Here is a 16,036-nt window from a genome sequence, read left to right on the forward strand (position 1 = left end):
CGCAAGAGGCGTTGCGCAACGGTTCTTGTGGGGTGGTGAGCCCACCGAGCCGTGAGTGTGATGGGTGTGGCGGGCGGGGGTGGGACCGGCGGCGCATGCTCGGAGGACGACGGCCGGACAGCCCGGCTCGCAGGAGGAACCCGATGACGAAGACCCCGGACGACCCGCACGGCCCCGACGAGACCGAACTCGAACGCAGCGGCAACAGCAGTGGCGAGGGCCACGGCGACCACACCGTCGGCGAGCGGGACGACCGCCCCGTCGAGATCACCAGCGAGAACCACCCCGACGGCGGCACCGGCTCGCGCACCCTCGACGACGGTCCGGCCGAGGACGCCGTCCCCACCCGCCAGCCCGGGCAGGCCGACGCCAGCGAGGTCGACGAGCTGATCGGCGACTACAAGGGCGACGGCGAAGGCAAGCACGCCTACTGACGTGACCCGAGGAGGCGCGGGTCGGCCTCGATTCGCGCCCCGCGCCTCCCTCGTGTAGTGTTTCCTCTGGCCAATCGGCCGAAGAAATGCGCCTGTAGCTCAACGGATAGAGCATCTGACTACGGATCAGAAGGTTGGGGGTTCGAGTCCCTCCAGGCGCACAGAACACACGGGAAAGCCTGGCCATGAGCCGGGCTTTCTTCGTTTTCTGGGGTTGCTCGTCCTTTACTCGACTTAATCGCCACTGGCGCAGATGGTCGCATCAGGACCGGTCTGGAGTCGGGTCCTCAGGCGTCCTCCCGTCGCGGTTGGCGGGCGGATCGCTTCGTCCCGGAGCGAGCTCGTCGGGGATACCGGACGCCCCGACTTCGCTCGCGGGAGCTATGGACTCCAGGTTGGCCATGCCCGGGCCTGACACATTGAGGTCTGCGGGCAGCTGACCGATGTCGCGCGTGGCTGCCTCGACTTCCGCGACGAAACGCTCGAGATTGGCGCGACTCTGGATTCTGCTCATCTTGGCCTCATCGACTCGGCCCCAGCCTGCGTGCCAAGCCGCAAGCACCCGGGGTAGCGCATCGGCAATGGACTCAGGGTGCTTCATGACGTATCGCAGGAGCGATGCGGCTCCGCCAACACCGAGCACAACGGGTCCAAGGTCTTTGGCCCAAGCCAGGACATCGAACTGTGAGCCTGCAGACATGCGTCTGATGACGAGGCTCGGCACTGCCTCAGGATGAATGTCCGGCTCCCATGCACGGATGCAAGCGACCCAAAGGGCGTCGAGTCCACTGAGAATCCGAACAATCTCTGCGGCGTCCCACGAGGTGCGGTCGAAACGGATCGAGACCTGAACGCCGTCGGGAGGAACGATGAAGTTGTCATCAAAACCCGGCAGCCGTCTGAGATTGACGCTCTCGCTGGCAAGGGCGAGCCACTCCAAGCTGTAGATGCGCTCAACCCGACTGCCCACCTGCATCCAGTTGGGTTCGGGGAGCGTCCCACGGTCGATCATGGCGCGCAGCTCATCCTGCTTGACCCCGAAGATCCTGGCTACGAGGCTCGTCGAGATGAACGATGGTGAGTTGCGTCTATCGCCTGCCACGGTGAGAGGCTAGCGATCCTCGCCTTTTGCAGGTGGCGACGCGCTGTGCGACGCGTGACCTGGCAGCTCACCCACGGCTCTAAACGGGCGCCTGCTCCTTTACAACAGGGGCTTCGTCTCAATTCGTCGACTTGTTGGGCACAAGGTAATGCGGTCCGATCAGGCCGACGTGAATCTTCCGGGTCGTTCCACCAGTGTCGTCGTGGAAATACACGCGTGGTGCCAGGGGGCCGCCGCCTTCGGAGATCTTGAGATGGGCCAGCATCGTGATGCGGCCGGAGGGTTCGACTTCGTCAGAGACTTCGAAGATGCGAGTGCGACTGAGCTTGACGCTGTTCTGAACTGTCTCGCCTTCGGTCATGGACAGCTTCTTCGGCGTAGCGGGCCAACCGAGGAGAGGCCCGGAGGCGCACCACTCCCAGAATCCACCATTGCTCCATCCGCCCGCGCGGTCTTCGGCGTAGGCAGCGAGGGCGCGTAGGCCACGCCATGTCTTGTTGCCCCAGTTGTAGGCCTCGGGAGCTGTGTCGATGTCGTCGAGATCACGAATGGCCGAGTCTGGGAGCGAGATCCATTGGGTGAGGTAGGCCTGCGCCGCCATGGCGGCCTCGGACGTGTACTGGACAGCATCAGGCACGGCTGCCGCCTCCTCGTGCTCCGTCCCCCACAGAAGCGCCGTTTGTCCGTGATCGATCAAGGCCTTCTTGAGGCGGGCTAGATGGCCGGTGGTACTCGATAGTTCCCGCTCAAGAGAGCTCTGCTCGTCCCTGGCCAATTGCAGGTCTGTTTCCAAACCTTCGCGCACGACCATGAGTTCCTGCCGCGGGATCAGTTCATCCGCGGGGCGTTGTTCTTGGCCGCTAAAGACGCCGAACGCTTCTGGGGTGCGACGCCGGGTAGACAGTTGAGCAACGGCGTAGACGATGCGGTTGACCGTCGACTGTCTGAATGCCTCCAGGCGGGCTCGCGTGTAGTAGCGATGCTTCCAGCCCTCGGATTCTCGGACTACGACGCCGGGTGCGTACACACGAATGCCCCCGTCCCAGATCGCGAGCATGCCGAGAGCATTTCGCAGGGACGTGGCGGCAGGAGCATCCAGCGTGACAACGATGGCTACTCCCTCCGCGCGGGCAGCGATGGAGGCTGCATCTCGCAGCCACTCATCGTCGCCGGTGGCGAGTGGCTCAGTGCAGACAATGATGGGAAGGCTACGGTTTGGATTCTCGAGGAGCTCTGTCAGAACCGCCACCCCCGGAGCTGGAAGCGCGAGGGGTCCCTGAAGCACGCGGCTTCCGCCTAGGCGTGGTTTCGCGGTGGCCCCCAGCAGCTCATGCACAACCTTGGGCCTGCCGACGGCTACTCGACGGGCAAGGTCGTCCGACGACATGCTGAGGTCAACGAGGAGATGCGCTGTGTCATCCTCGGCGATGACCCGAACTGTGGTCACCCACTCTGTGGGATCTCCGGCGATGGAATCCGTGGCCGTGACTTCGAAGGCCGTGGGACCAAGCGTTCTGAGCGCTACGGTCCTTTGCCTGCCTTGTGAAACGTCGAACGTGCTCGTCCCCTCCGTTAGGGGACCCGACTCTGTTTCCTCCGTCGCCCACTCAGTCACGAGACCTTTGAGTCGGTCGACTGTTGCTGCGGAGTCCGGTGTTGAGCTGTCGGACCACACTGCTCGGTAGAGGAGGCTCATTCTTCTGACTCCCAAAGGGCTCGACTAGCGCGCAAACTTGCGAGATTCACTCGGTTTTGCCGAGTCTAGGGTGTCATCCAGTGGTCGAGTAGAGACAACCCGGACCGGTGGCCCAGCTCTTTCTCGAAAGGGCGTTGATGACTACTGGCGGGGAGCAAAGGCGTCGAGGGTGGCTCGGACGTCGGCCTTGAGCTCGGCTCGCTCGACATATGAGGCCTGCGTGATGACCGTGTTGGAGTGACCCAGGACGCTGCTGGCGGCGGCGAGACCCTCGTACTTGTACACAGCCGTTGCGACGGTCTTGCGCAGGTCGTGGAGGACGAACTGCTCGATGCCGGCATCGTCCAGAGCTTTCTTCAGCGCTCGATAGACGTTGCTGCGAGAAAGAGGCTTGCCCGACTTGGTGCAGAAGACGAGGTCACTGTGCGGATTCCGAGGCGCTTCTGCGAGGCGGGTACGCAGCCACTCCGGCATGCGGACGGCGCGCATGCTCGACTTAGTCTTCGTCCGTGGCTGTCGGTGCAGGCCCGTTCCGTTGTTCTGGTCGTTCCTCACCTCGACGGTCGTTCCGAGCACCCGCAGGGTCGGCTCTTCGCCCTCAAGGTCCAGGTCGGTCCAGCGCAGAGCGAGGGCCTCGCCGATGCGCAGTCCTCCGCCGCCCAACATGGTGTCGATGATGAGGTCGACAGGCACGCTGGGGGTCGGGCCTCCGCGGCCGGGTTCGGGTCGCATGTATCGAGCAACTGCATCTCGAATGCTCTCAAGCTCAGCGGCACGAAGAGCAGTCGGGGTACTCGTCTTGGGCTTGATGGAGTCTGTGGCGCGGGCCGGGTTGAAAGGAACGAACTGCTTCTTGTGCGCGTAGCCGAAGACGTTCATGAGCAGGCTGCGGAGAGAGCGGGCTTGTGAAATCTGCCCACGCTCGACGAACTCCTGCAGGAAGTCGTCGAGCTGCACGATACCGATGTCCCGGATGTCGTCGTCACCGAAAGCTGGCTCCAGGTGAAGGCGCAGAAGGTCTCCGTAGCGGACCCGGCTCGAGACGGCCAAGCCCTCACCCTGCGACGCCTTCAGCCAGCGGTGGGCCACATACGAGAAGGAGCGGCGGTCACGTGCGCGCTTGGCGTCCTCGGCCGCACGACTCTCTTCCTCAGCCTGTTCGATGGACTGCTTCGCACGCGCTTCGTTGGCCGCTTTGCGTTCCTCGAACTTGTCCTTCAGCGCCCTCTTGGCGTCGGAGGGCGAGGTGCCTTGTGCGGAGACGCGTGTCGTCACGGTCAGGGAGTCTCGTATCGTCGCGGTCGCTGACCACTTGTTCTTGGCCAGCTCCTCCGTTCGGATGTGACCGTAATGGCCGACTCCGAGAGCCTTCCTGCCCATCAGCGCGTTCCCGAGTTGGTGGCGATGCAGGCGTCAACATCGGAGCGCCGGTAAAGGACGCGGCGCCCTACTGTGAAGCCGACGGGACCGTAGCCAGGCTTGCCCTCGAGTCCCTTGAGGCGCCAAGACCGGACCGTCGAGAGGGTGACGTGGAATTCACGGGCGAGGTCGGCTGCGGTGAGGAGAGTCGTTGGCTGGGGGGGCTTCGAGGATGGCGGGCATGGCTTCGTTCCTGGTCGAGTTCTGCCGGCAGGTGCCGGCTCGCCAGCACCATGCGCGGCAGGTCGCATCTCGTGGTCCAGCAGCGTTGCTACGGCTTTCCGGGGCGCCAGGCAGCTCGCCGCGCATGGCGCAGGCATGCAGAAGTCATTCCTTCATGCCAGTGGCCCTGGCTCCCGCGGTGATGTCCTCACCGGGACGTCCAACCAGATCGTCGAGGCACTCATCGACCTGAACTTCGATGAAGGCGTCGACCGACCGACAGCGATGCGAGCGCTAGCGGTCGCAGCAGCCACAGAGTTCCAGGCGCAGTCGATGCAGCGGGCTTCAGCCGCCGGCACGTTCTCGTTCGACGGCTGCACAATGGCGGAGATCGACCGGCTCACCAGGGACCGGACCATCACCGACCGCGACCCGACCCCCTGGCTTCGCCGCGACGTCACTCTTGTTCTCGTCCACCCGGGTACGGACGGTTGGCAGCCTCCCCAGGGCAACGTCATGACGCTCGAGCATCAGACGGCTTCCGCTTTGTTGTCGAGCCTCGCCCGAAGCGGCTACCTCCGAGTGGGCGCCATCTCCCTCTGAAGCCTCGTCCCCTGGGCAGCCAGTCGCGCGCGAGGGTCCACGCCTCGGTTGGTAGCTCGCGCTGCCGGGCGGCCTATCCAGCAATTCGTCCGAGTCCACCTCGCTTCAACAGTTCACGCGAGCGCTCATACCGACGGGTGCTTATGAGACCCATCCGCGGCAAGTTGATCTCGACCTTGTTCTGGGTTCGACGCAACGTATTGAGGGGCATCTCGAGTTGGTTCCCCTCGGTAACTTCGTCGAGATCGAAAGATCGGGCCGGGAGCGGTCGAGAGCAGACATTTGTCCCACCCTCGGAGGGCACGAGAACCTTCGGCGGGCGTGAGGGCGACCGCTTTAGAGGTCGCGGGGAGTCAGCGGCGGGTCGCGCCGATGGCCCAGACCCGCGGCGGCTGGGCGTCGTTGACGGCGTGGTCGCCGACGATGCGTGCCTTGAACACCCACGGGTTGTGGCTGCCGGCGGTGCGGGCGTTGCGCCAGTGCCGGTCCAGGTTCTTCGTGGTGCTCACGCCGGACGCCGCCAGCGCGTCGAACAGGTGCGAGGTCGCCTGTGTCGCGAGCGACGTCAGTGCGACCTGCGCCTGCGCGGTAGCGAGCTCGGCGCGGTCGTTCCTCCGCTCGTCCTCGGACTCGTCCAGGAAGGCGCCCTCGTAGGCACCTTGGAGGGCCTGCGCGGCGCGGTCGACGATCGCCTGTGCGGCGAAGCCGGCGGCTGAGACCTCGCCGACGACCTGCAGGATCTGCGGGTCAGCAGCGAACGTGTCGGCGTTGCCGTGCGAGAACACGCGGGTGCGGTTCCTGACCTCGACCGCGATCTCCCTCTCGGCAGCTACGACGGAGCCGGCGAGGACGCTCAGCAGGACGGCTTGGTAGAAGGCCGTCTGGTACTTGAAGCGCTCGTCGAACAGCACGACGTCGTCGGCGCCGACACGGGCGTCACGGAAGGTGCTCGTGCCCGAGCCCGTCGTCCGCTGTCCGAACCCGTCCCAGTCGTCGGTGTGGGCGACGCCGTCCTGGTGGGCGTCGACGATCGCGATGACCCGGTCGCCGGTGTCGGTGCGTTCAGCGTACGTGTCGATCCAGTCGGCGAAGATGCTGCCGGTGGAGTAGTACTTCTGCCCGGTGATGCGGAATCCGCCGTCCGGGTCGGGGCTGACCTTCGTCGTGACGTCGCCGACCTGCACCGTGCCCACCTCGGTCCAGGAGTTCCCGGCGATCTCGCCGCGGCCGAACCGTTCGAGCCAGACCTCGCGCTGCCCGGACCGGGCCACGAGGCGGTCCTCGACGAGGGCGAAGTGGCCGCGCAGGGCCTGGGGGATGTTGCTGTCCGCCGCCGCGAGCTCGGTGAGCAGCTGGAACAGCTGGGGGAGGGTGGCGCCGGAGCCCCCGAACTCGACGGGGACACGGACGGCTCCGAAGCCCGCGTCGGCGAGCTCGCGGATCTCGGCCACGGGGAGGCGGTGCTCACGGTCGCGTTCCGCGGCGCCAGCGGCGATGCGGTCGAAGAGCGGGCGGAAACGCGCGGACAGCGTCTCGTCCGTGGGTGCCGCGGTGGTGACGGACGTGGTGGTCGTCGTGGTCATGGGTCTCGGTTCCGTTCTGGTGGGTCAGGCAGCGGCGGGGGCTTGCGTGCGTTCCGGCTGGGGACGTGTGGCGGCTCGGCGGGTGAGCAGGGCGGCGCCGCCGAACACCCCGACGAGCGACAGGAGCGCGGTCGTCGTGGCGATCGAACCGGCCGGCCAGTGCCCGGTGAGGCCGAGGAGCGCGGGGACCGTGGTGGTCACCTGGCTCGCGAGGACGAGGGCCCACCCGGTGTAGGTGCCGATCGCTGATCGGCCGAGGGCCAGCAGGACGAAGAACAGCGCCCAGAGCGCCGCCCACCCCGCCCAGAGCACGGCGAGGAACGGGTCGTCCGCGACGTGGACGACCGCGAAGGCGACGGCGAGAGCGGCGACCAGGCCGCAGAACCAGCCCAGGCCCACGGCGCCGAGTCCGAGGAGGGAGTCCGCGCCGACGTAGAGGTAGGTGACGCCGAACAAGAAGGTGCCCGAGATCGCGAAGAGCGCAGGCAGGGAGCCGTCGGCCGACACGGCCAGGGCCACGCAGAGGACGAGCTGCAGGCCACCGATCAGGACGTTGAACACGCCGCTGTCCCTGCCGGGGACGCGCCCGAGCAGGGTGAGGCCGTTGACCAGGAGGGCGGCCCCGGAGAGGACCAGACAGATGAGCGCCATGCGGCGACCTTGGCACCGTCCGCCCCGTGGCCGCTGTCGTGTGTCCGATCAAGTCTCTTCGCTACGCCCCGTGACGGCGGTGCCCCTCGCGGCACGTCCGCCGATCTGCTGGCCACGGACAGCCAGCAGATCGAACTGGCGAGGCAGCGAGGCATCGAAGCACGACGTTCGGCGGAGTCAGCGAGGCCCCCAGTACACTGGGCCAGCGCCATTGAATGACGTCCACGCCGGCGCAGATGACGCCAAGCTGCGTTGCAGAGCGTGCAGGATGGAGTCTGGGTGAGCGTCAGAGGCGGCGGTGAGCGTCTCGGTCTTCGCGAGGTGGCCGAGCGTGCGGGTGTGTCACACATGACCGTGTCCCGCGTGCTGAACGGTCACCCGCAGGTCAAGGAGTCCACGCGCCAACGCGTGCTCGAGGTCGTCGCCGAGCTGGACTTCCGGCCCAACAGCGCTGCGCGCGAGCTCGTCACGCAGCGGGCTCTCCGGATCGGCGTGCTGATCGAGAGCGCCGTCGAGTTCGGCCCCTCGAGCATCCTTCGGGCCATCGAGCGATCGGCGCGTGACGGCGGGTACTCCGTGGCGTCGTTCGCGCTCCGCGACGACTCGGCGACACCCGAGGAAGCCGTGCGCCACCTCACCGGCCAGGGCATCGACGCGCTCTGCGTGGTCGCCCCGCGCTCGTCGTCCGTGGCCGTGCTTCGGACCATCACGACCGGGCTGCCGACCCTGGTCGTGAAGGCCGAGAAGGACCCGGCGTTCCTCACGGTCTCGGTCGACCAGGCCGCAGGCACGAAGCTGGCCGTCGATCACCTCGCGTCGCTCGGTCACCGCGACGTCCTCCACCTCTCGGGGCCCCTCGACTGGTTCGACGCCCGCGCCCGCGAGCGGGCCTTCCACACGCGCACCCGAGCCTGGGGCATGCGCGAGCGGCCGATCGTGATCGGCGACTGGTCGAGCGATTTCGGCTACGACTTCACGCGCGGTTTCGCCGGCGTACCCGAGTACACCGCCATCTTCGTCGCGAACGACGAGATGGCGCTGGGCGTGATCCACGGACTGCACGACCGCGGCATCCGCGTCCCGGAGGACCTCAGCGTCGTCGGTTTCGACGACCTGCCCGTCTCGCGCCACTTCCTCCCGCCGCTCACGACGGTGCGGCAGGACTTCCCCGCGCTGGGATCTCTCGTGGTGGACGTCCTGATCGCCGCGATCGAGGGCCGCGAGATCCCACAGAACAGCCGCATCCCGGCCGAGCTCGTGGTGCGTGACTCCACCGCGGCTGCCCGCCAGGTCGACCGAGATGGCCATCTGACGTAATCCTGGTCGTCGTCGTTCGCCCACGCGCACGCAGGCAGCTACAGTCGTGCACGTCGGACGCTGTCCGACGTGAGGCCACCCCGGCCACCGACCCGAGGAGCACCAGGTGCGTCACGTACGGGCATCGATGACGATGCACCCGGCCGGCCCCCAGGCCGCTGCCCCGACCTCGTCCGGGCGCGCCGGGCGAGAGGGCGGATCACTGCAGCCGACCGTGCGCATGAGGGGCATCACCGTCGCGTTCCCGAACGGCGTCGCTCTCGACGGAGTGGACCTCGACCTGCACTCGGGCGAGGTGCACGCTCTCCTCGGCGAGAACGGTGCGGGGAAATCCACGCTCATCAAGGCGCTGCTCGGCGTCCATCCGATCGAGGCGGGAGAGGTCCTCGTCGATGGGGAGTCCGTCCGGCTCGGCGGACCGGCCGACGCACGGGCCCTCGGCATCCAGGCCGCGTTCCAGGAGTCACACCTGGTCGAGAGCTTGAGCGTCGGCGAGAACGTGATGCTCGGCCACGAGGTGCGTGGTCGCTTCGGCATCTCGTGGCCGGCCACCCACGCACGTGCCGCAGCGATGCTCGCCGAGCTCGGGCTGGCCGAACTGGACCCCCGCGGCATCCTCGCCGATCTCACCCCCGCCAGTCGTCAGCTCGTCTCCATCGCCCGCGCCATGGTGGACCGGCCCCGGGTGTTGGTGCTCGACGAGCCCACGTCGAGCCTCGATGCGGTCGACGTGGCACGGCTCTTCGACGTGATCCGTCGCCTCCGCGACCAGGGCGTCGCGATCCTCTTCGTCTCGCACTTCCTCGAACAGGTGCTGGCGCTGAGCGACCGCATGACCATCCTCCGCGGGGGCGTGAAGGAGGGCGACTACCTGTCGCACCAGATCGGCCGGGCCGATGTGGTCGCACGGATGATCGGCAAGGACATCGCCCAGCTTCAGCGCATCGGTTCCGAGCGTCGGGCGCATCGTGTGGACCCGGTCGGCCCGCCGCTGTACCGCGCCGCCGGGGTGGGACGCCGCGGGATGCTGAGGCCGGTCGACTTCGAGCTGCATGCGGGCGAGGTCGTGGGCATCGCGGGGCTTCGCGGCTCCGGCCGAACCGAGCTCGCGCGCCTGCTCGCGGGTGCCGATCGAGCGGACGGCGGAGTCGTGACGCTCGGCGGACGTGCGGTCGTCATCGACCGGCCGGCGGACGCATTACGGAACCGAGTGGCGCTCTCGGCGGAGGACCGTGGGGCCGAGGGGCTGATCAACGAGTTGAGCGTCCGCGAGAACATCGTCCTTGCACTGCAGGCTCTGCGTGGCTGGTCGCACCCGCTCTCCAGGGCCGAGCGCGAGGACCTCGTCGAGCGGCACATCGAGCACTTCGACATCACACCGGTCGACCCGGGGACGCTCGCGGGCGAACTCTCCGGCGGCAACCAACAGAAGGTGTTGCTCGCGCGCTGGCTGGCGATCCGGCCCCGCGTGCTGATCCTCGACGAGCCGACCCGCGGCGTCGACATCGGGGCCAAGGTTGACATCCAGGCGCACATCGCCCAACTCGCCCTCGAGGGCGTGGCCGTCGTGTTCATCTCCAGCGCGTTCGACGAACTCGTGCGGGTGAGCGACCGGATCGTGGTGCTCAAGGACCGCGAGAAGATCGGCGAGCTCAGCAACGGGCCGGGCGTCACGGTCGACACGCTCGTCGAGCTCATCGCCGCGCCGGACGACGAGAGCGACGAGGGCGACGACTTCCCGCCGGTGTGGCATGACGGGCCCCTCTCGCCGCCTGCGGCGCCGTCACGCCGCTGAGGCTCGCAGTCGATCCCTTCCCGACGAGCGGATGTTCTCGATCACTCTTGTGTTCTCGTAACTGTTACCGGTAACATTCCCAGCACGCGGAAGCACCCGAGCCCACGCAGCACGACCGGCCCCAGGCCAAGTCGAGACGCAGACGTCCCGACATCTCAAGGAGGAGATCCATGTCCACGAAGAGGCGCATCGCCACCATCGCCGCCGCAGGGGCCATTGCCCTCGGTCTCGCGGCCTGCAGTTCCGGCACTGGTTCGACGGGCGGCGGTGACGACCTGGCAACGGTCGGCTTCGTCGCGGTCGGCCCCGAGGGCGCCTGGCGTCAGGCCAACGAGACGAACATCCAGGACACCTTCACGAAGGAAGCCGGGTTCGATCTCAAGTACGCCCCGGCGACCAACAACGACCAGAAATCGCAGATCGACGCGTTCACGTCGTTCGTGGACGAGGGTGTCGACGTGATCCTGCTCTCGGCCACCGAGGGCTCCGGCTGGGAGGACTCGCTCGAGCGGGCGAAGGAAGCCGAGATCCCCGTCGTCCTCATCGACCGTGGCATCGAGCCGGACGACACCTCGCTCTACGCGACCCGGATCGCGCCCGACAACATCGCCGTCAGCGAGTCCGTCGCCGAGTGGGCCAAGTCCGCTCTTCCCGAGGGTGGCAAGTACTTCACCCTCGAGGGCCCGGCGGGCGTCTCGGTCGTGAACGAGCGCAACGAAGGTTGGGACGAGGTGATCGGCGCCGACAGCGCGTTCACGAAGATCGGCGCACAGACCGCCAACTGGTCGACCGAAGAGGCCAAGAGCGTCTTCGAGACGGTGCTGAAGTCGAACGGCAACGACGTCCAGATGGTCTTCGCCCAGAACGACGAGATGGGACTCGGCGCCGTGCAGGCGGTCGAGGAGGCGGGTCTCACGCCCGGCAAGGACGTGAAGATCGCCACCATCGACGGCACGAAGAGCGCCCTCGAGGCGTTGTCCGAGTCGAAGCTCAGCTTCGTCGCCGAGTACAACCCCCTCTTCGGCGAGACCGCGCTCGACGCCGTGCAGAAGCTGCTCGACGGAGAGACCGTCGACTCGTCGATCGTCGTCCAGTCGGCCACGTTCGACTCGCCCGAGGCGGCCACCGCGGCACTTCCCGACCGCAAGTTCTGATCCGTTCGCACGGCCACACCCGGCGGCGAGGCGGACGAGTCCGCCTCGCCGCCCCCGCCACCCGCCCGCTGCCACGGCAGCGGGCGGGTGAGCATCGGCAGACAAGGAGTTAAACGCATGCAGGCACCCGGCCCCATCGTCGAGATGCAAGCCATCACCATCGCTTTTCCCGGGGTCAAAGCCCTCGACGGGGTCGACCTCCGTCTCTACCCCGGCGAGGTCCACACGCTGATGGGCGAGAACGGCGCCGGTAAATCGACGCTCATCAAGGCGCTCACGGGCGTCTACGGCATCGACTCCGGACGTGTCGTCGTCGACGGCGTCGAACGTCGCCTCTCGGGCACCGCGGACGCGCAGGCTGCGGGGATCTCGACGGTCTACCAAGAGGTCAACCTGTGCAGCAACCTCACCATCGGTGAGAATGTCATGCTCGGCCACGAGAAGCGCGGCCGGTTCGGCATCGACTGGAAGGGGACGCACGCCGCCGCCTCCGAGGTCCTGGCGCGGGTGGGACTCGGTCACCTGGACGCGCGCACCCCCCTCTCGTCGCTCAGCCTCGCCCTCCAGCAGCTCGTCGCGATCAGCCGCGCCACGGTCGTCGAGGCGAAGGTGCTGATCCTCGACGAGCCGACCTCGAGCCTCGACGCGGACGAGGTCGAAGGTCTCTTCCGGGTCATGCGACGCCTTCGTGACGAAGGCGTCGCCATCCTCTTCGTCTCTCACTTCCTCGACCAGGTCTTCGCGATCAGCGACCGACTCACCGTGCTGCGCAACGGCAAGTTCGTGGCTGAGCACCTCACACGAGACATCGATCGTGCCGGCCTCATCTCGGAGATGATCGGCAAGGACCTGCAGAGCCTCCGCTCCCTCGACCGGGACCGGGCGAGCCGACAGGTCGCCGAGGGCGAGCCCGTCTACCGGGCCACCGGGATCGGCCGCAAGGGCTCGCTCGACGCGACGGACGTCGACCTGCGTCGCGGCGAGGTCGTGGGCCTCGCCGGCCTCCTCGGCTCCGGCCGCACGGAACTCGCCCGTCTCCTCTACGGAGTCGATCGCCCCGACTCGGGATCCGTGACCATGGACGGCGTCCCCGTGGCGATCTCGTCCCCTGCGAAGGCCCTGAAGCACCGCATCGCGTTCTCGAGCGAGAACCGTCGAGACGAGGGGATCATCCGCGACCTGAGCGTCCGCGAGAACCTCGTACTCGCCGTGCAGGCGAAACGGGGCTGGGCCCGCCCGCTCTCGGCCAAGGAGAAGGACCGCATGGTGACGAAATATCTCACCGAGCTCAACGTGCGACCCGCAGATCCCGATCGACCCATCCGTAACCTCTCCGGCGGCAACCAGCAGAAGGTCCTGCTCGGCCGGTGGCTGGCGACCGAGCCGGAGCTGCTGATCCTCGACGAGCCCACACGCGGCATCGACGTCGGTGCCAAGGCCGAGATCCAGGAACAGGTCGCCGCCCTCGCCGACACGGGAGTCGCCGTCGTGTTCATCTCCTCGGAGCTCGAGGAGGTCGTCCGGCTCAGCGATCGGATCGTCGTGCTGAAGGACCACCGCAAGATCGCCGAGCTCGCGGCGGGACCGGACGTCACCGCCGAGTCCATCGTCGCCGCCATCGCCGAGGAGGGCGTCTCCGAGATCCCCCTCGAGACCATCCCCCGCACCACGCCCGAGGAGGCAACCCGATGAGTGACCCGACAACCACCATGACCAGGCGCCTGGGCGCCCACGGGCTCGGTGACCTGTTGCACCGGCCCTGGGTCTGGGGCACGGTCGCGATCGTGCTGCTGCTGGCGATCAACGTGGCGAAGGACCCCGGTTACCTCGCACTGTCCGTCAACCCGGACACGGGCAACCTCGTGGGCAACCTCGTCGACATCCTCCGGGCCGCTGCCCCCGTGCTCATGATCGCGGTGGGCATGTGCCTCGTGGTCGCCACCGGCGGCATCGACCTGAGCGTCGGCTCGATCATGGTCGTCGCCGGTGCCGTCTCGATGGAGTTCCTGAAGGCGGCCGGCTCCGACTCCCTCGGCGTCGCGCTCGCCGCGATGGGCCTGGCGCTCCTCATCGCCGGGGTCCTCGGCGCGGTCAACGGCATGCTCGTGTCGGTCGTCGGGCTGCAGCCGTTCATCAGCACACTCGTGATCATGCTCGCCGGCCGTGGCCTGGCCAAGGTCATCACGGGAGGGCAGAACACGGCCGCGGCCAACGAGCCCTTCCGCTGGGTCGCCAACGGTTACCTCGTCGGACTACCCGTCGTGTTCCTGCTGGCCGTGCTGATCACGCTCGGCGTCGCCGCCCTCGTGCGGCGCAGCGCCCTGGGGCTCATGATCGAAGCGATCGGAATGGACCCGAAGGCCGCGCGCCTCGCGGGGCTGGACCGCCGAGCCCTTCTGTTCACCGCCTACATCGGGAGCGGCCTGCTCGCCGGCGTGGCCGGGATCTTCGCCACGTCCAGCGTCATGACGGTCGACGTCTCGCGCACCGGTTACCAACTCGAGCTCGACGCCATCCTCGCGGTCGTCATCGGCGGGACGTCGCTGGCCGGCGGCAAGTTCCACCTGCTCGGAGCCGCGGTCGGGGCGCTCCTCATCGCGACGCTCGACAAGACCGTCGTGTTCCTCGGCGTCTCCTCCTCGGCGACGCCCGCCTTCAAGGCGATCGTGATCGTGGCGATCGTGCTGCTGCAGTCCCGGCGCGTCCGCGCCCTGTTCACGAGGCGCCGCCGCCCGGCGCCGACCTCCGTGCCGACCGAGAAGGAGGCCGTGTCCGCATGAGCGCCACGACGATCCGCCCGCCCCTCACCCCCACGCCGACCCCCGGCCCGGGCCCCGGCAACGGGCCCCTCGAACCGCGTCGCCGCATGCGGCTCCGACTCGATTCCCTGCCGACGGTCGCCGCCCTGGTGATCCTGATCGCGATGCTGGCCTACGGAGAGATCGCCTACGGCCGCATCGTGCAGGCCGCGACCCTGTCGAACCTGCTCATCAACAACGCCCATGTGATCGTCCTGGCCGTGGGGCTCACGTTCGTGATACTCACGGGGGGCATCGACCTCTCCGTCGGTGCGATCGTCGCGGTCAGCAGCGTCGCGGGCGTGCTGCTCGCGAACGCCGGCTGGAACCCCTGGGTCGTGATGGTGCTGATGATCCTCATCGGCACGGCATCCGGCGTCGTCTCGGGCGTGCTGATCCAGTTCTTCGACGTGCAGCCGTTCATCGCGACGCTCGCGATGATGTTCCTCGGACGGGGCCTCGCCTCCATCCTCAGCACGGTGCCCGAGCGACTCGCCGACGAGTCGCCCATCCGCTCGCTCGCGACGAACATGAAGGTCGTCGACGGTCCGAAGGTGAACGACGTCGTGACGACTCCTGGCGTGCTCATCGCGCTCGTGGTGGTCGCCGTCGCGTTCTTCGTGCTGCACCGCACGCGTCTGGGTCGCACCGTGTACGCGATCGGAGGGTCGGAGCAGTCGGCCGCCCTCATGGGCCTCCCGGTGCGCCGCACGAAGCTCGCCGTCTACGTGATCAGCGGATCGCTGGCGGGGCTCGCCTCGGTCATCTACACGGCCCGGCTCGGGAGCGCGCAGAACATCACCGGCATCGGGTGGGAGCTCGATTCGATCGCCGCCACGGTGATCGGTGGCACCCTCCTCACCGGCGGCGTCGGCTTCGTGCTCGGGTCCGTCGTGGGAGCGCTCGTGCTCGGCCTCATGAACGTGCTCATCACGCGAGACGGAGGCATCCCGCCCGAGGCGACGACCATCATCACCGGCGGGATACTCCTGGTCTTCGTGCTGCTCCAGCGCGCGGTGATGGCGCGGCGGCGGCAGACCTAGTCGCCCCTCGAGGCGCGCATCGGATGCGCGTCCTCTCCACGAACGGCTGCGCTGCACAAAGGATCAGGACCGGGGTGCAGCGCAGTCTCCCTCCCCACGAACGGCTGTGCCACCCCCGAGTCCGGGTGCGGCGCGGCCGTTCGTGCTCGGTGTCCCGACGAGTGGCCGCGCCGCGGTCGAGCGCCCTGGCTCGTTCCGACCGAACATCTTGTTAGCGTGAACATCTTGCAATAGGTTCGGCTGGTCGGCACCGATCCAGATCCCGCAGGTCGACTCGTG

Annotated in this window: 13 protein-coding genes and 1 tRNA gene; 9 read left to right on the forward strand and 5 right to left on the reverse strand. The window is 67.7% G+C overall.

Annotation, left to right across the window (positions count from 1 at the left end):
• Positions 1-143 precede the first annotated feature (143 nt).
• Together ASG05_RS12325 and ASG05_RS12330 are read left to right on the forward strand one after the other, a co-directional pair.
• Complete coding sequence (locus ASG05_RS12325; protein WP_056261226.1) at positions 144-434, forward strand: hypothetical protein; 291 nt, start codon at positions 144-146, stop codon at positions 432-434.
• Positions 435-522: 88 nt separating this feature from the next.
• Positions 523-595: transfer RNA gene (locus tag ASG05_RS12330), tRNA-Arg, on the forward strand.
• Positions 596-696: 101 nt separating this feature from the next.
• Here ASG05_RS12330 and ASG05_RS12335 read toward each other — a convergent pair.
• The 3 genes from ASG05_RS12335 to ASG05_RS12345 form a co-directional block, all read right to left on the reverse strand.
• Positions 697-1,536: a hypothetical protein gene (locus ASG05_RS12335; protein WP_157490224.1), complete on the reverse strand. Its 840-nt coding sequence runs from the start codon at positions 1,534-1,536 to the stop codon at positions 697-699.
• A 118-nt stretch (positions 1,537-1,654) separates the two neighbouring features.
• Positions 1,655-2,593 (reverse strand): hypothetical protein, encoded by a 939-nt coding sequence (locus ASG05_RS16920; RefSeq protein WP_235491505.1) that lies wholly within the window; start codon positions 2,591-2,593, stop codon positions 1,655-1,657.
• 780 nt (positions 2,594-3,373) lie between these two features.
• A complete protein-coding gene (locus tag ASG05_RS12345) occupies positions 3,374-4,507 on the reverse strand; it encodes a site-specific integrase (protein WP_162240658.1) in 1,134 nt (377 codons plus the stop codon).
• A 462-nt stretch (positions 4,508-4,969) separates the two neighbouring features.
• Here ASG05_RS12345 and ASG05_RS12350 point away from each other — a divergent pair, with 462 nt between their 5' ends.
• Positions 4,970-5,416: a hypothetical protein gene (locus tag ASG05_RS12350; RefSeq protein WP_157490225.1), complete on the forward strand. Its 447-nt coding sequence runs from the start codon at positions 4,970-4,972 to the stop codon at positions 5,414-5,416.
• Between the two features lie 353 nt (positions 5,417-5,769).
• On the opposite strand, the gene ASG05_RS12355 is transcribed toward ASG05_RS12350, so the two are convergent.
• Entirely contained in the window at positions 5,770-6,999 is a 1,230-nt protein-coding gene (locus tag ASG05_RS12355) for an acyl-CoA dehydrogenase family protein (RefSeq protein WP_056261241.1), read from the reverse strand.
• A gap of 24 nt (positions 7,000-7,023) precedes the next feature.
• Positions 7,024-7,650: an AmiS/UreI family transporter gene (locus tag ASG05_RS12360; RefSeq protein ID WP_056261244.1), complete on the reverse strand. Its 627-nt coding sequence runs from the start codon at positions 7,648-7,650 to the stop codon at positions 7,024-7,026.
• A 321-nt stretch (positions 7,651-7,971) separates the two neighbouring features.
• Here ASG05_RS12360 and ASG05_RS12365 point away from each other — a divergent pair, with 321 nt between their 5' ends.
• The 6 genes from ASG05_RS12365 (at position 7,972) to ASG05_RS12390 (ending at position 15,757) form a co-directional block, all read left to right on the forward strand.
• Positions 7,972-8,967 carry a LacI family DNA-binding transcriptional regulator gene (locus ASG05_RS12365; protein ID WP_369814000.1) on the forward strand — a complete coding sequence of 332 codons (996 nt, stop codon included), beginning with the start codon at positions 7,972-7,974 and terminating at the stop codon, positions 8,965-8,967.
• 220 nt (positions 8,968-9,187) lie between these two features.
• Complete coding sequence (locus ASG05_RS12370; protein ID WP_056261674.1) at positions 9,188-10,762, forward strand: sugar ABC transporter ATP-binding protein; 1,575 nt, start codon at positions 9,188-9,190, stop codon at positions 10,760-10,762.
• A gap of 170 nt (positions 10,763-10,932) precedes the next feature.
• Complete coding sequence (locus ASG05_RS12375) at positions 10,933-11,916, forward strand: ABC transporter substrate-binding protein (RefSeq protein WP_056227458.1); 984 nt, start codon at positions 10,933-10,935, stop codon at positions 11,914-11,916.
• 117 nt (positions 11,917-12,033) lie between these two features.
• The gene (locus ASG05_RS12380; protein ID WP_056261247.1) at positions 12,034-13,608 is read left to right on the forward strand and encodes a sugar ABC transporter ATP-binding protein; all 1,575 of its coding nucleotides are present in this window, start codon (positions 12,034-12,036) and stop codon (positions 13,606-13,608) included.
• Positions 13,605-14,696: an ABC transporter permease gene (locus ASG05_RS12385; RefSeq protein WP_200922590.1), complete on the forward strand. Its 1,092-nt coding sequence runs from the start codon at positions 13,605-13,607 to the stop codon at positions 14,694-14,696. Before ASG05_RS12380 ends, ASG05_RS12385 begins: the two co-directional genes overlap by 4 nt.
• Positions 14,693-15,757 carry an ABC transporter permease gene (locus ASG05_RS12390; protein ID WP_082452489.1) on the forward strand — a complete coding sequence of 355 codons (1,065 nt, stop codon included), beginning with the start codon at positions 14,693-14,695 and terminating at the stop codon, positions 15,755-15,757. Before ASG05_RS12385 ends, ASG05_RS12390 begins: the two co-directional genes overlap by 4 nt.
• The last annotated feature ends 279 nt before the right edge of the window (positions 15,758-16,036 follow it).

The organism is Frigoribacterium sp. Leaf186 (assembly GCF_001423905.1).
Taxonomy (GTDB): domain Bacteria; phylum Actinomycetota; class Actinomycetes; order Actinomycetales; family Microbacteriaceae; genus Frigoribacterium.

Bases quoted from the DNA above. Each gene is read 5' to 3' on its own strand.
- ASG05_RS12325 (WP_056261226.1), top strand. From the start codon at position 144: ATGACGAAGACCCCGGACGACCCGCACGGCCCCGACGAGACCGAACTC.
- ASG05_RS16920 (WP_235491505.1), bottom strand. From the start codon at position 2,593: ATGCTCGCGATCTGGGACGGGGGCATTCGTGTGTACGCACCCGGCGTC.
- ASG05_RS12350 (WP_157490225.1), top strand. From the start codon at position 4,970: ATGCAGAAGTCATTCCTTCATGCCAGTGGCCCTGGCTCCCGCGGTGAT.
- ASG05_RS12355 (WP_056261241.1), bottom strand. From the start codon at position 6,999: ATGACCACGACGACCACCACGTCCGTCACCACCGCGGCACCCACGGAC.
- ASG05_RS12360 (WP_056261244.1), bottom strand. From the start codon at position 7,650: ATGGCGCTCATCTGTCTGGTCCTCTCCGGGGCCGCCCTCCTGGTCAAC.
- ASG05_RS12370 (WP_056261674.1), top strand. From the start codon at position 9,188: ATGAGGGGCATCACCGTCGCGTTCCCGAACGGCGTCGCTCTCGACGGA.
- ASG05_RS12375 (WP_056227458.1), top strand. From the start codon at position 10,933: ATGTCCACGAAGAGGCGCATCGCCACCATCGCCGCCGCAGGGGCCATT.
- ASG05_RS12380 (WP_056261247.1), top strand. From the start codon at position 12,034: ATGCAGGCACCCGGCCCCATCGTCGAGATGCAAGCCATCACCATCGCT.
- ASG05_RS12385 (WP_200922590.1), top strand. From the start codon at position 13,605: ATGAGTGACCCGACAACCACCATGACCAGGCGCCTGGGCGCCCACGGG.
- ASG05_RS12390 (WP_082452489.1), top strand. From the start codon at position 14,693: ATGAGCGCCACGACGATCCGCCCGCCCCTCACCCCCACGCCGACCCCC.